Below are 24,795 nucleotides of genomic sequence, written 5' to 3'. Positions count from 1 at the left end.
CCCGCTCCTAGTTCCGATCCGCGCGTAACAGCGCAACCAGCAGATAAATGAACAGCGCCACGGCCAATAGCAGTGACACCCCGTCCAGAACACTCATGGAAGTCTCTCCGTTTAGCGGCGTGTTGCCGCGTGTGGAGCAATTGTCGGCAGGAGTGGTGTAAAGGAACGAGAGCGAGGGCGTGGGTGGGGCGTAAAGACGGCGTAAAGAGTGGTTTTATGCGGGGGTTACAGGGGATTTTTCGGTGCCTGGGTGGGCCTCATCGGGGGCAAGCCCCCTCTCACACTTGGCCTGCGGCCACCGGTCAAAATGTGGGAGGGGGCTTGCCCCCGATAGCGCCCGCCCAGGCACCACCGCACTCAACTGGTGCAATACCGGTTTTTTTCAAACGCAAAACCATCCCCTAGGCGACAGTTGCGCCGCTTTACGACACAGTTCTGCCGCATGGCATGCCCGCTGCAACACCTTGAATCATTCCAACCGGTTCAGGGAGAGCAACACATGAACACACAACTCAAACCCACCTTAGGCACCCTGCATCTTTGGGGCATCGCCGTCGGCCTGGTGATTTCAGGCGAGTACTTCGGCTGGAGCTACGGCTGGGGCGTCGCCGGCACCTTGGGCTTTTTGGTGACCTCGTTGATGGTCGCGGCGATGTACACCTGCTTTATCTTCAGTTTCACTGAATTGACGACCGCGATTCCTCACGCAGGCGGCCCCTTTGCCTACAGCCGTCGAGCCTTCGGTGAGAAAGGCGGCCTGATCGCCGGCCTGGCCACCTTGATAGAATTCGTCTTCGCCCCGCCGGCCATCGCCCTGGCGATCGGCGCCTACCTGAATGTGCAATTCCCGGCGCTGGACCCTAAGCACGCAGCCGTCGGCGCGTACATTGTGTTCATGGGCCTGAACATCCTCGGCGTTAAACTTGCCGCGACCTTTGAACTGGTGGTGTGCGTACTCGCGGTCGCCGAACTGCTGGTATTCATGGGCGTCGTCGCGCCAGCGTTCAGCTTCAGCAACTTCGCCCTGAACGGCTGGGCCGGTTCAGACACCTTTGGCGCGCCGGCAATCGCCGGCATGTTTGCGGCGATCCCCTTCGCTATCTGGTTCTTCCTCGCCATTGAAGGCGCGGCCATGGCTGCCGAAGAAGCGAAAGACCCTAAGCGCACCATTCCAAAAGCCTACATCAGCGGCATCCTGACCTTGGTGATCCTGGCCATGGGCGTGATGTTCTTCGCTGGCGGCGTGGGCGACTGGCGCACCTTGTCGAACATCAACGACCCACTGCCACAAGCCATGAAAACCGTGGTGGGCGACAACTCCGGCTGGCTGCACATGCTGGTGTGGATCGGCCTGTTCGGCCTGGTGGCAAGCTTCCACGGCATCATCCTCGGCTACTCACGCCAATTCTTCGCGCTGGCGCGCGCCGGTTACCTGCCGTCTTTCCTCGCCAAACTGTCGCGTTTTCAGACACCCCACCGCGCAATCATCGCTGGCGGCGTGGTCGGTATCGCCGCCATCTACAGCGACGGCCTGATCAACCTGGGCGGCATGACACTCACCGCGGCGATGATCACCATGGCTGTCTTCGGCGCCATCGTGATGTACATCATGAGCATGCTCAGCCTGTTCAAACTGCGTAAGACCGAACCGCTGCTGGAACGCACCTTCCGCGCCCCGGGCTATCCGATCGTACCGGGCATTGCCTTGGTATTGGCCGTGGTGTGCCTGGTGGCCATGGCGTGGTTCAACACGCTGATCGGGCTGATCTTCCTGGGCTTTATGGCAGTGGGCTTTGCCTACTTCCAACTCACCGCCCAAGCCCGCGCCGATGCACCGGCAGATGCGATGTTGACCGGGCTCTGATCTACTGGAGGCAGAACGGGCCTACACTGAACTAGTCAGAAAGCCCGTTACTCAAAGCAGTTATTCCCGTGGGAAAATTCTCCCACGGCAATCTGCCTCAAGGAGAGCCTTATGCCGTGGTATGCATGGTTGATTTTAGTGGTCGCGATCGGGTCGATCGTCGGTGGCCTGTTGATGCTGCGTGACAGCGCCAACAAAGTCGAACTCACCGACGAACAACGCAAGCGCGTGGCCGAACGCAATGCGCAGGCGGATGCCAAGGATGCGCAGGATCGCTGATGGCACCTGACCAACACCTGTGGCGAGGGAGCTTGCTCCCGCTGGGCTGCGAAGCAGCCCCTCCAAGCCCTACTCCCAATCCGCCCGGGCAATCTGCAAGCCGTGCTGCCCGTTGTAGGCAGCACGCTCCGGTTGGCTCCAGCCGCTGAGCAACGCCTCCTCCAACCGATAGATCTCAACCCCCAACGGACGACACACCGTCAACGGGTCCTGCGCCTGCGGCCCCCACATGGGCAGCGACAAATCCCCACCCGGGCACGTCGATAACGCACACAGCAGATCAATCTCGGCAAAGAACTCCAGGTAGTCGCCCTTCTGCGCCGGGCAGGCCTTCATGAAGTACATATCGTCGTGATTGAGGCCCGTGCACTGGAAAATATTCAACACGTCATGCACGTCGAACTCCGTCAAGCCGTGAGGTAATACCGCACGGGTCAGGTTCGAGTGGCAGTGATGATGAAAGTCTTCGCCAGTCAGCATACGGTTCACATAAGGATCGCAGCGTGTGCCAAGCAAATCGTGCAAGCGACCGCCGTGCTCATCGATGCCATAACTCGCCAGGCTGTCATCGGTGATGGTCACCAGCGGTCTTAAAAATGGCAAGTTCGACCATAGCCGGTCGTGGGTACTGACATGGGCACCCTGTAACTGCCGAGTACGCGCAGCCCATAGACGTTCGCGAGGGTCATTGGCGTTCCACACGTTGAAGTCCCCCACCTGCGGGCCAACCGGCGTCGTGACACGAAACACATGGCCCGCCGGGACCTTCCACGCCCGACCCGTACGGATGGGTACCTCGAACTGTTCGATCAAGGTGCGCTGTTGTCTTTGGTCCCGAATGCGCTCGTAAAACGCTGTGTCGACCTGCAACGCCGAGCCTTTACTGACTTGATAGGCCGCCGGATAGTCTTTGAACATGATTTGGATCCTCCATCGGGGTTAGGAAAACAGGGCCAACGACAGGCGCTCAGAATCATCCAGGTACAGACTCATCGCCTCCCCTGCCGCCGGCTTGTCCTGCTGAACCAATAGTTGATAAATCTCACGGTCACGCTCCAGCCAGGGCGACTGGAAACGCTGCTCATCGGGCGCAGCGCAAAACACCAGGCGTAACTGGGCAATCACTTGGGCGAAAAACTCATCGAACAGCGGGCTGCGCATCAAGCCGACGATCTGTTGGTGGAACACCAGGCTGTGAGTGGCAACCGCACGCCAATCCTCTCGCTCCCGCGCCAGGGTGGTGGCATCGATGGCGTTTTGCATGCGTTCGGATTGATCGTCAGTGAGCGCGTTACTCTGGGCAATGGCCTGCAATTCGAGCGTGCGACGGACTACAAACAAATCGCGCACCTCTTCGCGTTCCAGACGCCGGACCATAACCCCCTTATTACGCACATAGCGGGTCAACCCTTCCTGCCCCAGACGGTGCAACGCCTCACGGATCGTATTGCGCGAGGCGTTATAAGCCTTCACTAACTCCACCTCCACCAAGGCCATGCCTGGCACAAGTCGCCCACCGATGATGTCGGCACGAAGTTCCAGAGCGATCTGGTCGGCTAAAGATGAAGTGAGCGTCATGGGTCAATTCTCGATTGTTGAACAATCCGTAGCTTAGAGATAACCATTTTTCATGCCAACGTGACGAGGCATTGCCGAGATGTTTAAAAAGGTCCAATTTCGTTAACATGCCGGCATGTTCCCGAGGCAGCCCAATGCGTTATTCACAAGACCATAAAGCCCAGACTCACCAACGCATCATCAAAGAGGCGTCCGTACGCTTTCGCCGCGACGGCATTGGTGCAACGGGCTTGCAGCCATTGATGAAAGCACTGAACCTGACCCACGGCGGGTTCTACGCACACTTCACGTCCAAGGACGAACTGGTGGAAAAAGCCCTGCAGGCCGCCGCTGCAGAACTGGACGCCCACTGCCAGATGCTCTTCAGCCAGGAACGGCCGCTGGAAGCGTTTATTGATAGTTACCTCTCGGAATGGCACCTCACATCGCCAGACCAGGGCTGCCCGCTGCCCACCATGTCATCCGAACTGGGGCTTAGAGGCCAACACAGTGCAACGACAGATGCCGTGCTCGCAGCACGGGTCGAGCAGATCGAAACGGCACTCGACAATGGCCAGGGCGATGCCCAGGGCCTGGTGATGATGTCGACATTGGTAGGGGCATTGGTGCTGGCCAGAAGCGTTACAGACCCAGCACTGGCACTGCGGATCATGGACGTGGTGCGCGAGAGCCTGAAAACTCAAATCCCGGAGACAGAAAAGGCCGATCAATGACCGGCCTCCTGGCTTGATGAGTATTTAGTTCAGCGCCAACCTATCGCGATTCTTCTCCAGCAACGCCTTGCCGATCCCCTTCACCTCCAACAACTCATCCACCGCTGTAAACGGCCCGTTGCTCTCGCGGTAGGCGATGATCGCCTTGGCTTTGGCGGCGCCAATGCCGAATAGGTCACGACGCAGGGTCTCGGCGTCGGCCGCGTTGAGGTTGACCTTGGCCGATTGCTCGTTTTTGGACATCTGCGCGGAGATGGGGGTTGGGGCTTCGGGTTTGATGGAGGGGGCTGCGGTGGCGGTGACGGAGAGGGTGGTGAGGAAGGCGAAGATGAGGGAGGTGAGGTAAGGGGTTTGCATTTGACGCTCCTTGGGATCGGTAAGTGAAAAGCAGCTTTTCCGAAGCTGCTTTTCAAACTTAGGTGATCTTGGGGATTCGTCAAAAATGGTTGAGTAACAGGGTGTTAAGTCAGGGTTCCAAACGGCGTTGTTGATAGATCCAATCGACGATTTCGCCGTCGGGGGAGTAGCCGCTGACGGTGTCGCGCAGGAGCTGGCGGACTCGGGTGTAATCGTCGTGTTCCACAGCGGCCAGCAATTCAACCAGCTTGCCCTTGAGCACGTCCCAAGAGAGATGATCTTCGTTTGCACTCATGATCATCGGGTGCTGGGTGGCGACGACGTTGTCGCCAATTAACAATTCTTCGTAAAGCTTTTCGCCAGGGCGTAGGCCCGTGAATTCAATGGCTATGTCGCCGTGAGGTTTTTTGTCGGAGCGCACGCTCAGGCCGGAAAGATGAATCATCTTCTCCGCCAACTCGATGATCTTGACCGGTTCGCCCATATCCAGCACAAAAACATCTCCACCCTGCCCCATGGAGCCTGCCTGGATAACCAACTGTGCGGCCTCTGGGATAGTCATGAAGTAACGGGTGATTTTTGGGTGGGTAACCGTCAAAGGGCCACCTGACTGGATCTGCTTATGGAACAACGGAATCACAGAGCCGGACGAGCCCAATACGTTGCCAAAGCGGACCATGGTGAAGCGAGTTTTGTTAACTCTCGAAACATTTGATTTGTCTCCGAACAATACCGGAGCTAACTCATGACTAAGCGCTTGCAAGGTCAGCTCGGCCAACCGCTTGGTGCTGCCCATGACATTGGTCGGACGCACAGCCTTATCCGTGGAGATCAGCACAAAGTTGGCAACTCCCGACTGGAGCGCAGCTTGAGCGGTATTCAAGGTGCCTATGACGTTATTCAGCACGCCCTCTGCAATATTATGCTCAACCATCGGCACGTGCTTATAAGCAGCGGCATGATAAACCGTATCTGTTTTCCAGGTTTTCATCACGTCGAGAAGCTTGCCAGGGTTACGTACGGAACCCAAGATTGGTAGCAGCTTAACGGGTAGCGACTCGCGGGTAATTCGTTGTTCAAGTTCGCAAAGAATACTGTAGAGGTTGAACTCACTGTGGTCGTACAAAATCAATACAGTAGGCCCAAGGACCAAAATCTGTCGGCACAACTCGGAACCAATTGAACCGCCCGCTCCGGTGACTAGAACACTTTGCCCCTTGATGCAGTGCTCCAGCAAGTCACCTTGGGCTGGAACTGCGTCACGGCCGAGCAGATCTGCAATATCGACCTCTTGAATGTCATCGACTTTGACCCGGCCGCTCGCCAGATCCATGAAGCCTGGAACACTGCGTACATGAAGTGGAAACCCCTCAAGAAAGCTGAGGATTTCTCGACGACGACCACGGTTTGAAGAAGGAATTGCGAGTAATATTTCCTGAGCGCCCGTGGCCTCAATCATTGACTGGATGTGCTTAGGCTTATAAACCTGCAAGCCTGAAATGACACGATCAGAGATACTGGCGTCGTCATCGATAAAGGCGACTGGACGCATCGCACGCCCCATTCGCAGTGCTGCTACCAGTTGATTACCGGCAGCCCCCGCACCGTAAATCGCCACACGCGGCAATCCGTCATCACGGCTGGTAAAAGGCACGTGTTGAGATGCAGAAAACCAATCGCCCAGGAAATACTGGCGCATGGCCAAACGAAGCCCACCGACCATGATCATGCTCAACCACCAATAGTTGAAAATGATCGAGCGTGGCACTACGTGCTGATGGTTGCTGTACCAGTAGACAACAACCCCCAAAACCAGAGAAGACAGAGTGACAGCCTTGATGATCGCTATTAGCGCGTCATTGCCGAAGTAACGCATGACTGCGCGGTACATACCAAAACGGATAAATAGAGGAATAGCGACGACAGGAGCTGCAAGGAACAGCCAAAAGTGAAAGATCAGGGGGTTGATCAAGGGATTGAACATTTCGTCCACGCCCAGCCTAACGGCAAAAGCCAGCCACAACGCCACCCACACCAGAACGACATCAGTGGCAACCTGAATCAGTCGTTTTGTGCGCCTGGAAAAACCTAGCAGCACCCCTCTCAATTTGTCCATAACCCCTTCATCCACTCAAACAGCTCCCAATACCTTTGTGTCAGATATCATACTATGTTTACCCGTGGTGCCTCGCTCAGAAATTGCGGATTTCAGACCCGCCCTACCAAGCTATACGCTGTCAATACAGGAATATGGAAAGAGGCGATCAGATGACATTGCGTCATCACCGAGTGCGAGAGAGGAACATGAAAGCTAGGCACCTTTTCTCTAAAAACACAGACAAAAAGTGCTTGGGGAGGGGGACACTGGGGTAACACGGCACTAACAAAAAAGCGCCGCACGCAAACTAACACTATCGCGCAGAATAACCATTCCACACAACCAGCGCGCTTCTAAGCGGTGAAAATAAACCGCCACGTAAAAAACTAAATCCAACCACCACAGGCGTAACTAAAGTCTGTCAGCGAATTTACTCGCAGCCTTCTTACGGCCACCATAATAAAATAACGCCCTTATCATGGGCCCCGCTAGCATGCCAACAATCAGGGCAATCACGACAAAAACCGCCACTGGCAGTTGACCACTCTCCCACCCCAAAAATCTAAGGGATACGGTATTTTGATTCTCCAAAACAAACCCTAATACTGCTACAGCTATTACCAGCACTGCAACGATCAGCAAAAGGCGCTTAAACCCACGCATAACTTTCTCCTACCCAAATACCCCTCAAACCCCCTCTTCCTCATCCTCATTCACCCGATCCCGCAACTCCTTCCCCGGCTTGAAATGAGGCACAAATTTCCCATCCAGACTCACCGACTGCCCAGTCTTAGGATTGCGACCCACACGCGGTGCACGGTAGTGCAACGAAAAACTCCCAAACCCCCGAATCTCAATGCGGTCCCCGGTGGCCAGGCACTGGGACATTTGTTCGAGCATAGTCTTGATAGCCAGCTCAACATCCTTGGATGAAAGCAGCCCTTGATGGGTGACAATTCGTTCGATCAACTCCGACTTCGTCATATTTTTCCCTTCTTTTTCAAGCAGCTAGGAAAAGCGCTTCGAAGGTTTTAGCATGACTTGATGTATTTGAACAGCCCACGCAGTAACTTATCTGCGGGTTAGATAGGTGCCCGCAATACACGCCTTACACCCTCAATTGCAGATCACCAGCATGGTGCGGGTAACAGCGCCGGCAGGGTTCCAACCGAAGAGGTAGTCGCCCTCTTCGTCCTTGGCATCACTGGATCGCGTGATGACCTTATAGCCCTGCATCTTGCACTCTCGGGCGGCGCGGCTTTCGCACTTGTCCCAGCTGTTGCCCAGGCCCGAGCAATCGACTTCAATGCCGCTGACGCCGCGCCTGGCGTGGGTCTTGGCACTGGTGACTGAGCACCCTGCAAGCATTACCACTACGAATACGACGATAAGCTTGTTCATTCAAATCCTTATTGAAGCCAAAACACGGAAACCGCTTTTATTAGGACTATAGTCAGTTCTGACACTGAGCTACGCGCCTTGGTTCGGTATTGTTGGTTCAACGAATTTCAGGCACAAAAAAGGGCGACCGAAGTCGCCCTTTTTCTATGGTCTGACAGAACTTAGTTCTGTTTTTCCATTTGTGCACGCAACAGGTCGCCCAGAGTGGTAGGACCAGCAGCGATGCTATCCGAAGGCTTGTCTTTCAAGCTTTGGATGGCTTCTTTCTCTTCAGCATCGTCTTTCGACTTGATGGAGAGCTGGATTACACGGCTCTTGCGGTCAACGCTGATGATCTTGGCTTCTACTTCCTGGCCTTCTTTCAGAACGTTGCGCGCGTCTTCAACGCGGTCACGGCTGATTTCGGAGGCTTTCAGAGTTGCTTCGATATCGTCGGCCAGAGTGATGATGGCGCCTTTAGCGTCAACTTCCTTCACGATGCCTTTAACGATTGCGCCTTTGTCGTTGTCCTGAACGTATTCAGAGAACGGGTCGCTTTCCAGCTGCTTGATACCCAGGGAGATGCGCTCGCGCTCTGGGTCAACCGACAGGATAACGGTATCCAGCTCGTCGCCCTTCTTGAAACGACGAACAGCTTCTTCGCCAACTTCGTTCCAGGAGATGTCGGACAGGTGAACCAGGCCGTCGATGCCGCCGTCCAGACCAATGAAGATACCGAAATCGGTGATCGACTTGATGGTGCCGGAGATTTTATCGCCCTTGTTGAACTGGCCAGAGAAATCTTCCCATGGGTTAGATTTGCACTGCTTGATGCCCAGGGAGATACGACGACGCTCTTCGTCGATGTCCAGAACCATAACTTCCACTTCGTCGCCGACTTGTACGACTTTCGAAGGGTGGATGTTTTTGTTGGTCCAGTCCATTTCGGAAACGTGTACCAGGCCTTCAACGCCTTCTTCCAGCTCTGCGAAGCAGCCGTAGTCAGTCAGGTTGGTAACACGAGCAGTTACGCGAGTGCTTTCTGGGTAACGGGCTTTGATAGCGACCCATGGATCTTCACCCAGTTGCTTCAGGCCCAGGGAAACACGGTTGCGTTCGCGATCGTATTTCAGAACCTTGACATCGATCTCGTCGCCAACGTTGACGATTTCGGAAGGATGCTTGATGCGCTTCCAAGCCATGTCGGTAATGTGCAGCAGGCCATCCACGCCACCCAGATCGACGAATGCGCCGTAATCGGTGAGGTTTTTGACGATACCTTTGACTTGTTGGCCTTCCTGCAGGGATTCCAGCAGAGCTTCACGCTCGGCGGAGTTCTCTGCTTCCAGGACGCTGCGACGGGAAACGACAACGTTGTTGCGTTTCTGGTCGAGTTTGATGACCTTGAATTCGAGTTCTTTGCCTTCCAGGTGCGTGGTGTCGCGCACAGGACGAACGTCGACCAAAGAACCTGGCAGGAACGCACGGATGCCGTTAACGTCGACAGTGAAGCCGCCTTTAACCTTACCGTTGATAACGCCCTTGACCACTTCTTCAGCTGCGAAGGCTGCTTCGAGAACAATCCAGCATTCAGCGCGCTTGGCTTTTTCACGGGACAGCTTGGTTTCACCGAAACCGTCTTCAACCGAGTCCAGAGCAACGTGAACTTCGTCACCGACATTGATAGTCAGGTCACCAGCATCGTTGTAGAACTGTTCCAGCGGGATCAGAGCTTCAGACTTCAGACCAGCGTGAACGGTTACCCAGCGAGCTTGGTAATCGATATCAACGATAACACCGGTGATGATGGAGCCTGCCTGAAGGTTCAGGGTTTTTAGGCTTTCTTCAAAGAGTTCCGCAAAGCTTTCGCTCATTTTAATTCCTGTTGATAAGGGCGAAGAATACGCCCATCTCCACACCCCAGACGGTGTGGGTCAGTTTCAGTTAAAAGAAGCCACCGCAGGACTATGACTGGTCCCCTGCGGCCTTCTTGATCACCCGGCGATATCGCGAATGGCGATTTCACTCAAGATGCGTTCCAGCACCTGCTCGATGGACAACTCCGTGGAATCCAGCTGTATGGCGTCAGCCGCCGGTTTGAGCGGGGCTACCGCACGCTGGGTGTCACGTTCATCACGTGCACGGATCTCATCTAGCAGACTCGACAGACTAACACCTTCGACTTTGCCCTTCAACTGCAAGTAGCGGCGGCGAGCACGCTCCTCGGCGCTGGCTGTCAGGAAAACTTTCAATGGCGCCTCGGGAAACACGACGGTGCCCATGTCGCGACCATCGGCCACCAGGCCAGGCGGCTCCTGAAATGCCCGCTGGCGCTGCAGCAAAGCATCGCGCACCGCCGGCAGCGCAGCTATCTGGGAGGCCCAGGAACCAACTTGTTCGTTACGCAGATCATCCGTCACGTCGTCGCCTTCGAGGATGATGCGCTGGGGATGACCTTCCGTCGCCCCGACGAACTGCACATCAAGGTGCGCCGCCAGCAGCTTCAAGGATTCTTCGTTGGTCAGGTCGACGCCATGGTTGCGTGCGGCAAACGCCAGCAGGCGGTAAAGCGCGCCGGAGTCCAGCAGGCACCAGCCCAGGCGCTTGGCCAGGATGCCGGCGATCGTGCCTTTGCCCGAGCCGCTTGGCCCGTCGATGGTAATCACCGGTGCTTTGATATTCACAATTGAGCCTCTTGGGCAACACGGATGCCGACGTGGGCACACAGTGTAAGAAAGTTCGGAAAAGACGTAGCTACATTGGCGCAGTCACGGATACGAATCGGCGCCGCCGCCCGCAGGGAAGCCACGCTGAAAGCCATGGCAATCCGATGATCGCCATGGGCATGGACTTCGCCACCGCCCATCAGGCCACCATCAATGATAATCCCATCAGGGGTCGGTTCACACTTCACCCCCAGCGCCAGCAGACCATCGGCCATCACCTGGATACGGTCGGATTCTTTCACACGCAGCTCTGCAGCGCCCCGTAACACGGTCCGCCCTTCAGCACAGGCCGCCGCGACAAACAGCACTGGGAACTCATCAATCGCCAACGGCACCAGCGCCTCGGGAATCTCGATCCCCGTCAACGCTGCCGCACGCACACGCAAGTCAGCGACCGGTTCGCCACCCACTTCGCGCGGGTTCTCCAGGGTGATATCCGCCCCCATCAGCCGTAGGATATCGATCACCCCGGTGCGCGTCGGATTGATGCCGACATGCTCCAACAACAACTCGGAGCCCTCGGCAATCGTGGCGGCCACCAGGAAGAACGCTGAAGAGGAAATATCTCCCGGCACTTCAATATGGGTAGCTTTCAACACATGACCAGACTCCACCGACGCCGTCGCGCCCTCCACCACCACCGGATAACCAAAGCCATGCAACATACGCTCGGTATGGTCGCGAGTCGGCGCAGGCTCAGTCACCGAGGTCTTGCCTTCGGCATACATCCCGGCCAACAACAGAGCAGACTTGACCTGAGCACTGGCCATCGGCATTTCATACATCAGGCCCTTCAGCGCCTGACCACCACGAATGGTCAGTGGCGGGTGCCCGTCCAGCCCGGTCTCGATCACAGCGCCCATTTCTCGCAGTGGCTTGGCCACGCGATTCATCGGGCGCCTGGACAGCGAGGCGTCACCGGTTAACACGCTGTCAAAGCGCTGCGCCGCCAACAACCCGGACAGCAATCGCATCGACGTACCGGAATTACCCAGATAAATCGGCCCCGGCGCCGGCTTCAAGCCATGCAAGCCTACGCCATGAATAGTCACACGCCCATGGTGCGGGCCTTCAATCACCACGCCCATGTCACGAAACGCCTGCAGGGTCGCCAAGGCATCTTCGCCTTCCAGGAAACCTTCCACCTCGGTCACACCCTCAGCCAGAGAACCCAGCATGATCGACCGATGGGAGATCGACTTGTCGCCCGGCACCCGAATGCTGCCCTTTAAACGGCCGCCCGGCTTGGCGATAAACGCCAGCTCATCGGCATTCACCGCCGTTTCCATATAGGCCCGGCGCGCCAGGATCTTGCTGAAATGCTCACGCGCTACCCGCGCACGGGTAAACACGCCCAATAGCTGATGACCATCCCCGGCATCGACCGCGTCGCGCAGGGCGTCGAGATCACTGCGGAAGGTGTCCAGGGTGCGCAACACCGCTTCGCGATTGGCGAGGAAGATGTCGTGCCACATGACCGGATCGCTGCCGGCAATGCGCGTGAAATCGCGGAAGCCACCGGCAGCGTAACGGAAAATATCGAGGTTTTCGTTGCGCTTGGCCAACGAGTCCACCAGACCAAAGGCCAGCAGGTGCGGCAGATGACTGGTCGCCGCCAGCACTTCGTCGTGGCGCTCGACCTGCATATGCTCCACATCGGCACCCAGCTCACGCCAAAGACGATCCACCACGGCCAGCGCAGCTGCATCGGTTTGCGCAAGCGGGGTGAGGATCACTTTATGGCGACGGAACAGCTGCGCATTGGAGGCCTCCACCCCGCTCTGCTCGGAACCGGCAATCGGATGCCCCGGCACGAACCGCGCTGGCATGCCGCCAAAGGCCAGTTGCGCCGCACGCACCACATTACCCTTGGCACTGCCGACGTCCGTCAGGATCGCATCGCCCAGATCCATGCCAGCCAACAGCCCCAGCAATTTCTCCATGGCCAGTATCGGCACGGCAAGCTGGATCACGTCAGCGCCTTGGCACGCGAGCGCCAAGTCTGCCTCGCAGCGGTCCACTACGCCCAACTCAACCGCCAACTGGCGCGATTGCGGGTCGAGGTCCACACCGACCACTTCGCCACACAGCCCGCTTTCACGCAGGCCTTTGGCGAAGGAGCCACCGATCAAGCCCAGCCCGACCACCACCAAGCGACCGATCATAGGCACAGCAGGTTGCAGTGCAGTGACATCAACCACGAGCCAGAACCTTGGCCAACGCCTCCAGGAAGCGGGCGTTCTCTGCCGGCAAGCCGATGGTGATACGCAAGTGGTTCGGCATGCCGTAGTTAGCCACTGGACGCACAATTACACCTTCGCGCAGCAAGCCCTGAAACACCGGGGCCGCTACTTGGCCGAGGTCGACGCAGATGAAGTTGCCCTTGGATGGAATCCAGCCCAGGCCCAACTCGCTAAAACCTTCCTGAAGTTGCCGCATGCCGCTTTCGTTGAGGCGACGGCCTTCTTCCAGGTAGTCGGCATCCTTCACCGCCGCACAGGCTGCCGCCAGGGCAAGGCTGTTGACGTTGAACGGTTGGCGCACGCGGTTCAGCACGTCGGCGACGACAGGGGCGGACAGGCCATAACCCACCCGCAGCGACGCCAAGCCATAGGCCTTGGAGAAGGTGCGCGACACCAGCAGGTTCGGGTAGGCCGCCAGGAAGTCCAGGCCGTCCGGCAGGTCGCTGCCTTCGGCGTACTCGATGTAGGCCTCGTCCAGGACCACCAGCACGTGTTCAGGCACGTCTTGCAGGAAGTCATCCAGCGCCTGCGCGTCAAACCAGGTGCCGGTCGGGTTGTTCGGGTTGGCGATAAACACCACGCGGGTCTGGGCATCGATGGCCGCCAGCATGGCCGGCAGGTCGTGACCCCACTCCCTGGCAGGAATGACGCGTGCATCAGCCCCTACAGCCTGGGTGACGATCGGGTAAACAGCGAAGGCGTGCTCGCTGAACACTGCATTCAGCCCCGGCGCCAGGTAGGCACGACCGACCAGTTCCAGAATGTCATTGGAACCGTTGCCCAGGGTGACCTGGCTCAGCTCCACCCGGCACTTCTCAGCCAGCAAGGACTTGAGCGCAAAGCCATTACCATCAGGGTACCGCGTCAGCTCAGCCAACTCTTCACGAATCGCCGCCAGTACTTTGGGGCTGGGGCCCAGCGGATTTTCGTTGCTCGCCAACTTGACGATTTTGGACGGGTCCAGATTCAACTCGCGTGCCAACTCATCCACAGGCTTGCCCGGGACGTAAGGCGACAGTTGTTGCACGCCCGGCTGTGCCAGGGCGAGGAAGTTGCCACTCATGTTAACGCCTCACAAAACCGCTTTCGGGTAAGAGCCCAGCACCTTGAGTGCCACCGCTTCCTGACTGATTTTCTCGAGCACACCTTTAACCAGCGGGTCACGGTGATGACCGATGAAATCGATAAAGAACACGTAGGTCCATTTACCGCTGCGCGAAGGACGGGTCTCGATGCGCGTCAGGTCAATCCCGTTGTCATGGAACGGCACCAGCAGCTCATGCAGCGCGCCGGGCTTGTTGCTCATGGAGACGATGATCGACGTCTTGTCGTCGCCGGTCGGTGGCACTTCCTGGCTACCGATCATCAGGAATCGCGTGGAGTTGTCCGGGCGGTCTTCGATTTTTTCGGCCAAGCGCGTCAGGCCGTACAGGCCTGCTGCCATGTCACCGGCGATGGCCGCCGAATTCCACTCACCCTTGACCCGCTTGGCTGCTTCAGCGTTGCTGGACACCGCCACGCGCTCGACATTCGGGTAGTGCGCGTCCAGCCACTTGCGGCACTGGGCCAGAGACTGGGCGTGGGAGTAGATACGGCTGATGCTGTCGGTCTTGGTGTTCTCGCCCACCAGCAGGTGGTGGTGGATGCGCAGCTCAACTTCACCGCAGATCACCATGTCGTGCTCAAGGAAGCTGTCCAGCGTGTGGTTGACCGCGCCTTCAGTGGAGTTTTCCACCGGCACTACGCCAAAATTCACCGCACCGGCGGCGACTTCGCGGAACACTTCGTCAATCGCGGCCATCGGCTTGCTGATCACAGCGTGACCGAAGTGCTTCATGGCGGCGGCTTGGGTAAAGGTGCCTTCCGGGCCGAGGTACGCCACTTTCAGCGGCTGCTCCAGGGCCAGGCACGACGACATGATTTCACGGAACAACCGCGCCATCTCTTCGTTGCCCAGCGGGCCCTTGTTGCGCTCCATTACACGTTTGAGCACCTGGGCTTCACGCTCAGGCCGGTAGAACACCGGCACTTCGCCTTCCGCCAAGGACGCCATCTTCACCCGGGCCACTTCCTGGGCACAGCGCGCGCGCTCACTGATCAACTCCAGGACTTTCTCATCCAGGCTGTCAATGCGTACGCGCAGGGCCTTGAGTTCTTGCTCAGACATTAGCCGTGTTCCTTTTCGAACTCTGCCATGTAGGCCACCAGCGCGTTGATCGCGTTGATGTCGACAGCGTTGTAGATAGAGGCGCGCATGCCACCGACCGAGCGGTGGCCCTTGAGGTTCAGCAGGCCGCGTGCGTCGGCGCCGGCCAGGAACGGTTTGTCCAGGCGATCGTCAGCCAGACGGAACGGCACGTTCATCCACGAGCGGTCGCTGAGGTTGATCGGGTTGCTGTACAGGCCGCTGGCGTCGATGAAGTCGTACAGGGTGCGCTTCTTCTCTTCGTTCAGCTTGCCCATGGCGGCGACACCGCCCTGCTCTTTCAGCCACTCGAACACCAGGCCAGACAGGTACCAGGCGAATGCCGGCGGGGTGTTGTACATCGAGCCGTTATCGGCCGCGACCTTGTAGTTGAGCATGGTCGGGCACAACGAACGGGCACGACCCAACAAGTCTTCGCGGATGATGTTGACCAGAATGCCGCTCGGGCCGATGTTCTTCTGGGCGCCGGCGTAGATCATGCCGTACTTGGACACATCGATTGGGCGCGAGAGGATGTCCGAGGACATGTCGCACACCAATGGAACGTCGCCCACTTCTGGCACCCAGTCGAACTCCAGGCCGCCGATGGTCTCGTTCTGCACGTAGTGAACGTAGGCCGCGTCCTTCGAGAGCTTCCACTCGTTCTGACCAGGAATGGCGAAGTAGTCGTAAGGCTTGGCAGTGCCTGCCACGTTGACGTTGCCGTAGCGCGACGCCTCTTCAATGGCCTTCTGGCCCCAGATGCCGGTGTCGATGTAGTCGGCCGTGCCGTCTTCCGGCAGCAGGTTCAACGGGATCTGGGCGAACTGCTGGCTGGCACCGCCTTGCAGGAACAACACTTTGTAGTTGGAGGGGATGTCCAGCAAGTCGCGCAGATCCTGCTCGGCTTTGTTGGCAATTGACACGAACTCATCGCTGCGATGGCTCATTTCCATCACGGAGAGGCCTTTGCCATGCCAGTCGAGGAGTTCACCCTGCGCACGCTGCAGGACTGCTTCAGGAAGCGCCGCGGGACCGGCACAGAAGTTATAGGCTCTCTTGCTCACATCCAATCTCACTCTGATCTGGTGGGGCTGCAATCATGTTCGGCAACACCCTTTCTCTGGAGCGAACGCCTGTGGGAGCTGGCTTGCCTGCGATAAGGGCACCTCGGTATCGCAGTGATACCGCGGCGCTGCCATCGCAGGCAAGCCAGCTCCCACATTGACCGCATCCAGCCAAAGGATGTGTTATTTCATAAGGGACAAACAACAAGGGGGCGAATCTTCATCCGCCCCCTGTGTGTCCGCTTATTCCTGCGGTTCTTCTTCGTCTGCGGCAGCGTCGAGGGTTGGCTCGTCGACGTTGTCATCGCCAGTTGCGATGACCTCGCCTTCAAATTCCTCGCCTTCCAGCTCTTCGCCTTCAACTTCCGACGGCTCCTGGACACGCTCCAGGCCTACCAATGTCTCGTCGCTGGCCAGCTTGATCAAGGTCACACCCTGAGTGTTACGGCCCAGGCTCGATACTTCAGCCACACGGGTTCGTACCAGGGTGCCTTGGTCGGAAATCAGCATGATCTCCTCGCCATCGAGCACCTGGACTGCGCCGACCAGACGGCCGTTGCGGTCGTTGCTGACCATCGCGATCACGCCTTGGCCGCCGCGCTTGTACTCCGGGAACTCGCTGATAGCGGTACGCTTGCCGTAACCACGCGCCGAAGCGGTGAGGATCTGGCTGCCTTCTTCCGGGATCAGCATCGAAATCAGCTTCTGCCCTTCTGGCAAACGCATGCCGCGAACACCGCGGGCGGTACGGCCCATGGCGCGAACGTCGGATTCCTTGAAGCGCGTAACCTTGCCGCCGTCGGAGAACAGCATGACTTCACGCTCGCCATCGGTGATGGCAGCGGAGATCAGTACGTCGCCTTCGTCCAGCTCCAGGGCGATCAGGCCCACGCTGCGCTGGCGGCTGAAGGATTCCAGCGGGGTCTTCTTCACGGTGCCTTTGGCAGTCGCCATGAAGATGAAGTGACCTTCGGTGTATTCCTCGACCGGCAACATGGTGGTGATGTACTCATCACTGTCCAGCGGCAGCAGGTTGACCAGTGGGCGACCACGGGCGGCACGGGATGCCTCAGGGATTTCGTAGGTTTTCAGCCAGTACACCTTGCCCTTGCTGGAGAACAGCAGCAGCGTGGTGTGGCTGTTGGCAACCAGCAGGTGAGCGATGTAGTCCTCATCCTTGACGCCGGTAGCCGATTTACCTTTACCGCCACGACGCTGAGCCTGGTACGCAGCCAGCGGCTGGGTCTTGGCATAGCCACCATGGGAGATGGTCACGACGCGCTCTTCTTCCGGGATCATGTCACCCAGGGTCAGGTCGAGGCGTGCATCGAGGATTTCGGTGCGGCGCACGTCGCCGTATTCGGCGCGGATCACTTCCAGCTCTTCGCGGATCACTTCCATCAGGCGCACAGCGCTATTGAGGATACGGATCAGCTCGCCGATCTGGTTAAGAATCTCCTGGTACTCGGCCAGCAGCTTCTCGTGCTCCAGGCCGGTCAGACGGTGCAGACGCAGCTCCAGGATGGCCTGGGCCTGTTCCGGCGACAGGAAGTACTTGCCTTCACGCAGACCGTATTGCGGGTCCAGGGTCTCGGGACGGCACGAATCGGCACCGGCACGCTCAACCATGGCCACTACAGCACTGGATTCCCACGGCATCTTGATCAGCGCTTCTTTCGCTTCCGATGGGGTCGGCGAAGCTTTGATCAGGGCGATCACCGGGTCGATGTTCGACAGCGCAACTGCCTGGCCTTCCAGGATGTGGCCGCGCTCGCGGGCCTTGCGCAGTTCGAACACGGTACGGCGGGTGACCACTTCGCGACGGTGACGCACGAAGGCTTCCAGCAGATCCTTGAGATTCAGGATGCGCGGGCGGCCGTCGATCAGTGCAACCACGTTGATACCAAACACGCTTTGCAGCTGAGTCTGGGCGTAGAGGTTGTTGAGGATAACCTCAGGCACTTCGCCACGACGCAGCTCGATCACCACGCGCATACCGTCTTTGTCGGACTCGTCGCGCAGCTCGGTGATGCCTTCAAGCTTCTTCTCTTTAACCAGCTCGGCGATCTTCTCGATCAGGCGTGCCTTGTTCAACTGGTATGGGAGTTCGGTGATGACGATCTGCTGGCGGCCACCGACCTTGTCGATGTCTTCGATCATCGAGCGGGCGCGCATGTAAATGCGGCCACGGCCGGTGCGGTAGGCTTCGATGATGCCAGCGCGACCGTTGATGATCGCGGCGGTCGGGAAGTCCGGACCCGGGATGTATTGCATCAGCTCATCGACGGTCAACTCGGGGTTGTCGATGAGGGCCAGGCAACCGTCGATGACTTCACCGAGGTTGTGCGGCGGGATGTTGGTGGCCATGCCCACGGCAATACCGCTGGAACCATTGACCAGCAGGTTGGGAATACGGGTAGGCATGACAGCCGGGATCATTTCGGTGCCGTCGTAGTTCGGCACCCAGTCCACGGTTTCTTTGTGCAGGTCGGCCAGCAACTCGTGCGCCAGCTTGGTCATGCGTACTTCGGTGTATCGCATGGCCGCAGCGTTGTCGCCGTCGACCGAACCGAAGTTGCCCTGGCCATCTACCAGCAGATAGCGCAGGGAAAACGGCTGGGCCATCCGAACGATGGTGTCGTACACCGCAGTGTCGCCGTGAGGGTGATACTTACCGATCACGTCACCGACAACACGGGCAGATTTCTTGTACGGCTTGTTCCAGTCGTTACCCAGCTCGCTCATCGCGAACAGCACACGCCGGTGCACGGGCTTCAAGCCATCGCGCGCATCAGGCAGTGCCCGACCGACAATTACGCTCATCGCGTAGTCGAGGTAGGACTGTTTCAGCTCGTCTTCGATATTGACCGGGAGGATTTCTTTGGCCAGTTCGCCCATGAGAAGCCTGATTCCTTTTTCGGGTGAAACCTCGTCACATCCATATGGGACGAACGAAGCTCGCCGCTGCCGGCACGGTGCCTGACAACGACTTACGACAAATCAACGAGTTATGACACGGATCTGCACGTTATAGGCAACCCCTCGGGGCGGCCCTGGAAACCGCCGGATGTTATCACAATCGCCGCCACGCACCTATCCCCCTGATGCGCATGGTGCATAGTTAGTTGACGGGTGACAGGCTTGAGGGGGACGAGAGAGGCTTAGAGATGGACTGAGGCTATTTTTTGAGGGCAGATCCGAGGGTTTTGTTGACTTTTGAGGCCAATCGGGAGCAAGCCCCCCACCCATACTTGAAGTGTGAACACATTCAAAAGGTGGGAGGGGGCTTGCCCCCGATAGCAATCTCACCGGCACCCAAGCCCTCAATGCAGCCGCTTACGGCACATCAACTTAGCCAGCTTGGCTACGTCCGGTCGCTCAACAACACCCTTTTCAGTCACGATCACATCGATCAAGTCAGCGGGCGTCACATCGAACACCGGATTAAACGCCTCCACGCCCAAGCGCTGGCCGACGATCTCCAGCAACTCATCGGTATCACGCTCTTCCAACGCGACGTCATCGCCAGTGGCCAGCATCAAGTCAATGGTCGAACTCGGCGCCACCACCATAAAGCGCACGCCGTGATGCATGGCGCACACCGCAAGCTGGTAAGTGCCGATCTTGCTGATCACATCGCCATTGGCGGTAATGCAGTCAGCGCCGACGATTACCCAAGTCACGCCCTTGGTCTTGAGGATATGCGCGCCGGCCGAGTCGGCATTCACCGTCACCGGAATGCCCTCACCCGCCAACTCCCAGGCCGTCAGCCGCGACCCCTGCAGCCACGGGCGGGTTTCGTTGGCGTAGACCTGCTCCACCAAGCCCTCCAGGAAAGCCCCGCGAATCACCCCCAGCGCCGTGCCGACACCGCCGGTCGAGAGCGCACCCGCGTTGCCATGGGTCAGGATCGCCTGGGCGTTGCCCTGATGCTTGCGGATTCGCTCCACGCCCAACTGGGCCATGACAAGATTGGCTTCACGATCACTCTCATGAATCGCAATCGCCTCGGCCTCCAGCACCGCCAGCGGATCAGCGTGCTTCTTGACCCGGTCCAGGCGGTCGCGCATGCGCTTGAGGGCCCAAAACAAGTTCGAGGCGGTCGGGCGCGTATCGGCCAACAGTGCGTAGTCTTCTTCCCACGCTGCTTGCCAGTCACCGCCCTCGGCGATCCGCTCACGGGCGGCAAGCACCAGGCCATAGGCGGCGCTGATGCCGATAGCCGAGGCACCACGCACCACCATCGAGCGAATAGCCGCAGCCACCTCATCAACCGTTGAGCAAGCGACCCAGCTTTCACGGGACGGCAAGGCGCGTTGATCGAGCAGATGCAGCGCGCCGTCGCGCCAATCGATGGCTTTCACTTTCTGGGCAGCCAACAGTCGATCGCGCATTCCCTACTCCGCACTCATGAACAAAAGCCGCCGATTATAGCGATCCGCCAGCCAAGACGCTCGGGTATACTTCGCCCTTCTTTTATAGCTGCCTGGGAAGAAGCCTTCGATGACCGCCACTGCCGCCCCGCTCGACTTGTTGCTACTGCCGACCTGGCTGGTACCCGTCGAACCCGCCGGCGTGGTGCTCAAGGGACACGGCCTGGGCATCCGTGACGGGCGTATCGCGTTTATCGGCCCGCGCGCGGCGGCACTGAAGCTTGCCGCCACCGAAACCCGCGAGTTGCCGGGCATGCTGCTCAGCCCCGGCCTGATCAATGCCCACGGGCACGCCGCAATGAGCTTGTTTCGCGGCCTCGCCGATGACCTTCCGCTGATGACCTGGCTGGAAAAACACATCTGGCCCGCCGAGGCCAAGTGGGTCGATGAGGCGTTCGTACGTGACGGAACCGACCTGGCCATCGCCGAGCAGCTCAAGGGCGGCATCACCTGCTTCTCGGACATGTACTTCTACCCCAAGGTCGCCAGCGACTGCGTGCACAACAGTGGCATGCGCGCGCAGATCGCGATCCCCATCCTCGACTTCCCGATCCCCGGCGCCAGCAACGCCGACGAGGCGATCCGCCAGGGCATCGAGCTGTTCGGCGACCTCAAGCACCACCCACGCATCAAGATCACCTTTGGCCCCCATGCGCCGTACACCGTGTGCGACGACAACCTGGAAAAGATCCGGGTGATCGCCGAAGAGCTGGACGCTGCGATCCACATGCACGTTCACGAAACCGCCTTTGAAGTGCAGCAAGCTGTCGAGAAGACTGGCGAACGGCCATTAGCACGCCTGGGCCGCCTCGGGCTGTTGGGCCCGCGCTTCCAGGCCGTTCATATGACCCAAATCAGCGAGGACGACCTGGCTTTGCTGGTAGAAAGCAACACCAGCATCATCCACTGCCCGGAATCGAACCTGAAACTGGCCAGCGGCTTTTGCCCGGTGGAGCGTCTGTGGCAGGCTGGCGTCAATGTGGCCATCGGCACCGATGGCGCCGCCAGCAACAACGATTTGGACCTGTTGGGCGAAACCCGCACTGCAGCGATGCTGGCCAAGGCCGTCGCCGGCTCCGCTACTGCCCTGGACGCCCACCGCGCGCTACGAATGGCTACGCTCAATGGTGCGCGGGCCATGGGCCTGGAAAGCGAGATCGGCTCGCTGGAAGTGGGTAAGGCTGCAGATATCGTCGCCTTCGACTTGTCGGGGCTGGCGCAACAACCGATCTACGATCCGGTCTCACAACTTATCTATGCCACCGGGCGTGATTGCGTGAAACACCTTTGGGTCGCCGGCAAGCAGTTGCTCGACGACCGGCAATTGACCCGCATGGATGAACAACAGTTGACCGCCACGGCCATTGCCTGGGGCCAACGCATCAGCGGGCACAGCGAATAACGCCGGCCTTGAATGCACGCATTCAAGGTCGACAAACCGATTTATCAGATTTAGAGGATTCACCATGAGCAACGTCGACCACGCTGAAATCGCCAAATTCGAAGCCCTGGCTCACCGCTGGTGGGACCGCGAAAGCGAGTTCAAGCCGCTGCACGACATTAACCCGCTGCGGGTCAACTGGATCGATGAGCGCGTCAACCTGGCGGGCAAAAAGGTGCTGGACGTCGGTTGCGGCGGCGGCATCCTCAGCGAAGCGATGGCCCAGCGCGGCGCCACTGTGATGGGTATCGACATGGGCGAAGCACCGCTGGCCGTGGCCCAACTGCACCAGCTGGAATCGGGCGTGAGCGTGGAATATCGCCAGATCACCGCCGAAGACCTGGCTGAGGAAATGCCCGAGCAGTTCGACGTGGTCACCTGCCTTGAGATGCTTGAGCACGTACCAGACCCGTCGTCGGTGATCCGCGCGTGCTTTCGCATGGTCAAGCCGGGCGGCCAGGTGTTCTTCTCCACCATCAACCGCAACCCCAAGGCCTACCTGTTCGCGATCATCGGCGCCGAATACATCATGAAGCTGCTGCCGCGCGGCACCCATGACTTCAAGAAATTCATCCGCCCGTCCGAGCTGGGTGCATGGAGCCGCCAGGCTGGCCTGACCGTCAAGGACATCATCGGCCTGACCTACAACCCGCTGACCAAGCACTACAAGCTGGCCAACGACGTTGACGTCAACTACATGATCCAGACCCTGCGCGAGGAGTAAGCCTGTGAAGTTGCGAGCAGTTCTCTTCGACATGGACGGCACCCTGCTGGACACCGCGCCGGACTTTATCGCCATCTGCCAGGCCATGCGCGCTGACCGCGGCCTGGCGCCGATCAACGACCAGCACATCCGCGATGAAATCTCCGGCGGTGCGCGGGCAATGGTTGCCGTAACGTTCTCGATGGACCCCGAATCCCCAGGCTTTGAAGAACTGCGCCTGGAATTCCTGGAGCGTTACGTCAAGGGTTGTGCGGTGCACAGCAAACTGTTCGACGGCATGGCCGAGTTGCTGGAAGACATTGAGAAGGCCAACTTGATCTGGGGCGTGGTCACCAACAAGCCACTGCGCTTTGCCGAACCGATCATGCAGCAACTGGGCTTGGCCGAGCGCTCGGCGTTGCTGATCTGCCCGGACCATGTGAAAAACAGCAAGCCAGACCCGGAGCCGATGATCCTGGCGTGCAAAATGCTGGGCCTGGACCCGGCCAGTGTGTTGTTCGTAGGCGATGATTTGCGGGATATCGAGTCTGGCCGTGATGCGGGCACCCGCACTGCTGCGGTTACCTATGGCTATATCCACCCGGACGACAACCCGCGTCACTGGGGCGCCGACGTGGTGGTGGATCACCCGTTGGAACTGCGCAAGGTGCTGGATAACGCGCTGTGCAGTTGCTGATGGCTCGAAGAACCTGCAAACACTGAGGTCAATGTGGGAGCTGGCTTGCCTGCGATGGCGCAGTGTCAGCCAGCACACATGCCAGATTGGAGACCGCTATCGCAGGCAAGCCAGCTCCCACAGGAATAGGATTCCAAATTGAGAGCTGTACCACTGTGAATTTTGTCGAGGCTATTTATGTTTGATTACTCTGCACGTCCAGAACTGCTCAAGGGCCGGGTGATCCTGGTGACCGGCGCCGGGCGCGGGATTGGCGCAGCAGCGGCGAAAACCTACGCCGCCCACGGCGCCATCGTGCTGTTGCTCGGCAAGACCGAAGCCAACCTGGCCCAAGTCTATGACGAGATCGAAGCGGCCGGCCATGCTCAGCCGGTGGTGATCCCGTTCAATCTGGAGACCGCCCTGCCCCATCAATACGATGAGCTGGCGGCAATGATCGAAAAAGAGTTCGGCCACCTCGACGGCCTGCTGCACAACGCCTCGATCATCGGCCCACGTACGCCGATCGAGCAGTTGTCTGGCGAGAACTTCATGCGGGTGATGCACGTGAACGTCAACGCGATGTTCATGCTGACCAGCACGTTGCTGCCGCTGCTCAAGCTGTCCCAGGATGCGTCGGTGGTGTTCACCTCCAGCAGCGTCGGGCGCAAGGGCCGGGCGTATTGGGGGGCTTACGGGGTGTCGAAGTTTGCCACTGAAGGCTTGATGCAGACGTTGGCCGATGAGCTCGACACTGTCGCGCCAGTGCGGGCCAACAGCATCAACCCAGGTGCCACACGCACCAGCATGCGGGCCCAGGCGTATCCGGGCGAGAACCCGACGGACAACCCGACGCCGGAGGAAATTATGCCGGTGTATTTGTACCTGATGGGGCCGGACAGTACCGGCATCAATGGGCAGGCGTTCGACGCACAGTAGTCGAAACGCCGCAGGGCTAAATGTGGGAGGGGCGGTGCGACGGTTCGACTTGCTCCCGATTGCAGTGGGTCAGTCAATACATACAGTGACTGACACACCGCTATCGGGGGCAA

The 24,795-nt window shown here is 58.7% G+C and carries 23 protein-coding genes; 7 read left to right on the top strand and 16 right to left on the bottom strand.

The window, feature by feature from the left end; genetic code table 11:
• Positions 1 to 7: 7 nt before the first annotated feature.
• A complete protein-coding gene (gene kdpF, locus ICY20_RS04510; RefSeq protein ID WP_003218754.1) occupies positions 8 to 97 on the bottom strand; it encodes a K(+)-transporting ATPase subunit F in 90 nt (29 codons plus the stop codon).
• 402 nt (positions 98 to 499) lie between these two features.
• Between kdpF and eat the strand changes: the two genes are divergently transcribed.
• On the top strand, positions 500 to 1,864 hold the full coding sequence (gene eat, locus ICY20_RS04505) for an ethanolamine permease (RefSeq protein ID WP_122486938.1): 1,365 nt from the start codon (positions 500 to 502) through the stop codon (positions 1,862 to 1,864).
• Positions 1,865 to 1,975: 111 nt separating this feature from the next.
• Positions 1,976 to 2,143, top strand: coding sequence for a DUF2897 family protein (locus ICY20_RS04500; RefSeq protein ID WP_008437727.1), 168 nt, complete (start codon positions 1,976 to 1,978; stop codon positions 2,141 to 2,143).
• 69 nt (positions 2,144 to 2,212) lie between these two features.
• On the opposite strand, the gene ICY20_RS04495 is transcribed toward ICY20_RS04500, so the two are convergent.
• Both ICY20_RS04495 and ICY20_RS04490 read right to left on the bottom strand, forming a co-directional pair.
• Positions 2,213 to 3,061 carry an urea carboxylase-associated family protein gene (locus ICY20_RS04495; protein WP_194937011.1) on the bottom strand — a complete coding sequence of 283 codons (849 nt, stop codon included), beginning with the start codon at positions 3,059 to 3,061 and terminating at the stop codon, positions 2,213 to 2,215.
• Positions 3,062 to 3,082: 21 nt separating this feature from the next.
• Entirely contained in the window at positions 3,083 to 3,721 is a 639-nt protein-coding gene (locus ICY20_RS04490; protein ID WP_159963037.1) for a GntR family transcriptional regulator, read from the bottom strand.
• 134 nt (positions 3,722 to 3,855) lie between these two features.
• Between ICY20_RS04490 and ICY20_RS04485 the strand changes: the two genes are divergently transcribed.
• Positions 3,856 to 4,434: a TetR/AcrR family transcriptional regulator gene (locus ICY20_RS04485; RefSeq protein WP_159963038.1), complete on the top strand. Its 579-nt coding sequence runs from the start codon at positions 3,856 to 3,858 to the stop codon at positions 4,432 to 4,434.
• A 24-nt stretch (positions 4,435 to 4,458) separates the two neighbouring features.
• Here the strand turns inward: ICY20_RS04485 and ICY20_RS04480 are convergent, their stop codons facing one another.
• From ICY20_RS04480 to mtnA, 13 genes are all read right to left on the bottom strand, one after another.
• On the bottom strand, positions 4,459 to 4,791 hold the full coding sequence (locus ICY20_RS04480) for a ComEA family DNA-binding protein (RefSeq protein ID WP_159963039.1): 333 nt from the start codon (positions 4,789 to 4,791) through the stop codon (positions 4,459 to 4,461).
• Positions 4,792 to 4,900: 109 nt separating this feature from the next.
• The gene (locus ICY20_RS04475) at positions 4,901 to 6,907 is read right to left on the bottom strand and encodes a polysaccharide biosynthesis protein (RefSeq protein ID WP_194937010.1); all 2,007 of its coding nucleotides are present in this window, start codon (positions 6,905 to 6,907) and stop codon (positions 4,901 to 4,903) included.
• A gap of 393 nt (positions 6,908 to 7,300) precedes the next feature.
• A complete protein-coding gene (locus tag ICY20_RS04470; protein WP_194937009.1) occupies positions 7,301 to 7,552 on the bottom strand; it encodes a LapA family protein in 252 nt (83 codons plus the stop codon).
• A 24-nt stretch (positions 7,553 to 7,576) separates the two neighbouring features.
• Positions 7,577 to 7,873: an integration host factor subunit beta gene (gene ihfB / locus ICY20_RS04465; protein WP_003218804.1), complete on the bottom strand. Its 297-nt coding sequence runs from the start codon at positions 7,871 to 7,873 to the stop codon at positions 7,577 to 7,579.
• A gap of 132 nt (positions 7,874 to 8,005) precedes the next feature.
• On the bottom strand, positions 8,006 to 8,290 hold the full coding sequence (locus tag ICY20_RS04460) for a hypothetical protein (RefSeq protein ID WP_159963042.1): 285 nt from the start codon (positions 8,288 to 8,290) through the stop codon (positions 8,006 to 8,008).
• A gap of 161 nt (positions 8,291 to 8,451) precedes the next feature.
• Positions 8,452 to 10,143, bottom strand: coding sequence for a 30S ribosomal protein S1 (rpsA, locus tag ICY20_RS04455; protein ID WP_012722933.1), 1,692 nt, complete (start codon positions 10,141 to 10,143; stop codon positions 8,452 to 8,454).
• Positions 10,144 to 10,263: 120 nt separating this feature from the next.
• Positions 10,264 to 10,953: a (d)CMP kinase gene (gene cmk / locus ICY20_RS04450; protein ID WP_194937008.1), complete on the bottom strand. Its 690-nt coding sequence runs from the start codon at positions 10,951 to 10,953 to the stop codon at positions 10,264 to 10,266.
• Positions 10,950 to 13,160, bottom strand: coding sequence for a bifunctional prephenate dehydrogenase/3-phosphoshikimate 1-carboxyvinyltransferase (locus tag ICY20_RS04445; RefSeq protein ID WP_267463995.1), 2,211 nt, complete (start codon positions 13,158 to 13,160; stop codon positions 10,950 to 10,952). Before ICY20_RS04445 ends, cmk begins: the two co-directional genes overlap by 4 nt.
• 28 nt (positions 13,161 to 13,188) lie before the next feature.
• The gene (gene hisC, locus ICY20_RS04440) at positions 13,189 to 14,301 is read right to left on the bottom strand and encodes a histidinol-phosphate transaminase (RefSeq protein ID WP_159963044.1); all 1,113 of its coding nucleotides are present in this window, start codon (positions 14,299 to 14,301) and stop codon (positions 13,189 to 13,191) included.
• 9 nt (positions 14,302 to 14,310) lie between these two features.
• The gene (gene pheA, locus ICY20_RS04435) at positions 14,311 to 15,405 is read right to left on the bottom strand and encodes a prephenate dehydratase (protein ID WP_003172650.1); all 1,095 of its coding nucleotides are present in this window, start codon (positions 15,403 to 15,405) and stop codon (positions 14,311 to 14,313) included.
• A complete protein-coding gene (gene serC, locus ICY20_RS04430) occupies positions 15,405 to 16,490 on the bottom strand; it encodes a 3-phosphoserine/phosphohydroxythreonine transaminase (protein WP_159963045.1) in 1,086 nt (361 codons plus the stop codon). Before serC ends, pheA begins: the two co-directional genes overlap by 1 nt.
• 243 nt (positions 16,491 to 16,733) lie before the next feature.
• Positions 16,734 to 19,388: a DNA gyrase subunit A gene (gyrA, locus tag ICY20_RS04425; protein ID WP_159963046.1), complete on the bottom strand. Its 2,655-nt coding sequence runs from the start codon at positions 19,386 to 19,388 to the stop codon at positions 16,734 to 16,736.
• A 425-nt stretch (positions 19,389 to 19,813) separates the two neighbouring features.
• On the bottom strand, positions 19,814 to 20,884 hold the full coding sequence (mtnA, locus tag ICY20_RS04420; protein ID WP_159959229.1) for an S-methyl-5-thioribose-1-phosphate isomerase: 1,071 nt from the start codon (positions 20,882 to 20,884) through the stop codon (positions 19,814 to 19,816).
• Positions 20,885 to 20,993: 109 nt separating this feature from the next.
• Here mtnA and ICY20_RS04415 point away from each other — a divergent pair, with 109 nt between their 5' ends.
• From ICY20_RS04415 to ICY20_RS04400, 4 genes are all read left to right on the top strand, one after another.
• Positions 20,994 to 22,325 carry a TRZ/ATZ family hydrolase gene (locus ICY20_RS04415; protein ID WP_194937007.1) on the top strand — a complete coding sequence of 444 codons (1,332 nt, stop codon included), beginning with the start codon at positions 20,994 to 20,996 and terminating at the stop codon, positions 22,323 to 22,325.
• A 64-nt stretch (positions 22,326 to 22,389) separates the two neighbouring features.
• On the top strand, positions 22,390 to 23,088 hold the full coding sequence (gene ubiG, locus ICY20_RS04410; protein ID WP_099587341.1) for a bifunctional 2-polyprenyl-6-hydroxyphenol methylase/3-demethylubiquinol 3-O-methyltransferase UbiG: 699 nt from the start codon (positions 22,390 to 22,392) through the stop codon (positions 23,086 to 23,088).
• Between the two features lie 4 nt (positions 23,089 to 23,092).
• Positions 23,093 to 23,764, top strand: coding sequence for an N-acetylmuramic acid 6-phosphate phosphatase MupP (gene mupP, locus ICY20_RS04405; protein WP_194937006.1), 672 nt, complete (start codon positions 23,093 to 23,095; stop codon positions 23,762 to 23,764).
• Positions 23,765 to 23,941: 177 nt separating this feature from the next.
• Positions 23,942 to 24,682, top strand: coding sequence for a YciK family oxidoreductase (locus tag ICY20_RS04400; protein WP_159959233.1), 741 nt, complete (start codon positions 23,942 to 23,944; stop codon positions 24,680 to 24,682).
• Positions 24,683 to 24,795: the final 113 nt, after the last annotated feature.

The organism is Pseudomonas pisciculturae (assembly GCF_015461805.1).
Lineage (GTDB): Bacteria > Pseudomonadota > Gammaproteobacteria > Pseudomonadales > Pseudomonadaceae > Aquipseudomonas > Aquipseudomonas pisciculturae.
Note: the sequence above shows the minus strand (reverse complement) of the source record. Positions and strands in the feature narration are given on the sequence as shown.

What these genes read in the sequence shown, in the direction of transcription:
- gyrA (WP_159963046.1), bottom strand. Translation starts at nt 19,388, where the DNA reads ATGGGCGAACTGGCCAAAGAAATCCTCCCGGTCAATATCGAAGACGAG.
- ICY20_RS04490 (WP_159963037.1), bottom strand. Translation starts at nt 3,721, where the DNA reads ATGACGCTCACTTCATCTTTAGCCGACCAGATCGCTCTGGAACTTCGT.
- ICY20_RS04400 (WP_159959233.1), top strand. Translation starts at nt 23,942, where the DNA reads ATGTTTGATTACTCTGCACGTCCAGAACTGCTCAAGGGCCGGGTGATC.
- ubiG (WP_099587341.1), top strand. Translation starts at nt 22,390, where the DNA reads ATGAGCAACGTCGACCACGCTGAAATCGCCAAATTCGAAGCCCTGGCT.
- mtnA (WP_159959229.1), bottom strand. Translation starts at nt 20,884, where the DNA reads ATGCGCGATCGACTGTTGGCTGCCCAGAAAGTGAAAGCCATCGATTGG.
- ICY20_RS04500 (WP_008437727.1), top strand. Translation starts at nt 1,976, where the DNA reads ATGCCGTGGTATGCATGGTTGATTTTAGTGGTCGCGATCGGGTCGATC.
- ICY20_RS04415 (WP_194937007.1), top strand. Translation starts at nt 20,994, where the DNA reads ATGACCGCCACTGCCGCCCCGCTCGACTTGTTGCTACTGCCGACCTGG.
- ICY20_RS04475 (WP_194937010.1), bottom strand. Translation starts at nt 6,907, where the DNA reads ATGGACAAATTGAGAGGGGTGCTGCTAGGTTTTTCCAGGCGCACAAAA.
- ICY20_RS04495 (WP_194937011.1), bottom strand. Translation starts at nt 3,061, where the DNA reads ATGTTCAAAGACTATCCGGCGGCCTATCAAGTCAGTAAAGGCTCGGCG.
- eat (WP_122486938.1), top strand. Translation starts at nt 500, where the DNA reads ATGAACACACAACTCAAACCCACCTTAGGCACCCTGCATCTTTGGGGC.
- pheA (WP_003172650.1), bottom strand. Translation starts at nt 15,405, where the DNA reads ATGTCTGAGCAAGAACTCAAGGCCCTGCGCGTACGCATTGACAGCCTG.
- kdpF (WP_003218754.1), bottom strand. Translation starts at nt 97, where the DNA reads ATGAGTGTTCTGGACGGGGTGTCACTGCTATTGGCCGTGGCGCTGTTC.
- ICY20_RS04485 (WP_159963038.1), top strand. Translation starts at nt 3,856, where the DNA reads ATGCGTTATTCACAAGACCATAAAGCCCAGACTCACCAACGCATCATC.
- ICY20_RS04445 (WP_267463995.1), bottom strand. Translation starts at nt 13,160, where the DNA reads ATGATCGGTCGCTTGGTGGTGGTCGGGCTGGGCTTGATCGGTGGCTCC.
- ICY20_RS04460 (WP_159963042.1), bottom strand. Translation starts at nt 8,290, where the DNA reads ATGAACAAGCTTATCGTCGTATTCGTAGTGGTAATGCTTGCAGGGTGC.
- ICY20_RS04480 (WP_159963039.1), bottom strand. Translation starts at nt 4,791, where the DNA reads ATGCAAACCCCTTACCTCACCTCCCTCATCTTCGCCTTCCTCACCACC.
- ihfB (WP_003218804.1), bottom strand. Translation starts at nt 7,873, where the DNA reads ATGACGAAGTCGGAGTTGATCGAACGAATTGTCACCCATCAAGGGCTG.
- hisC (WP_159963044.1), bottom strand. Translation starts at nt 14,301, where the DNA reads ATGAGTGGCAACTTCCTCGCCCTGGCACAGCCGGGCGTGCAACAACTG.
- rpsA (WP_012722933.1), bottom strand. Translation starts at nt 10,143, where the DNA reads ATGAGCGAAAGCTTTGCGGAACTCTTTGAAGAAAGCCTAAAAACCCTG.
- ICY20_RS04470 (WP_194937009.1), bottom strand. Translation starts at nt 7,552, where the DNA reads ATGCGTGGGTTTAAGCGCCTTTTGCTGATCGTTGCAGTGCTGGTAATA.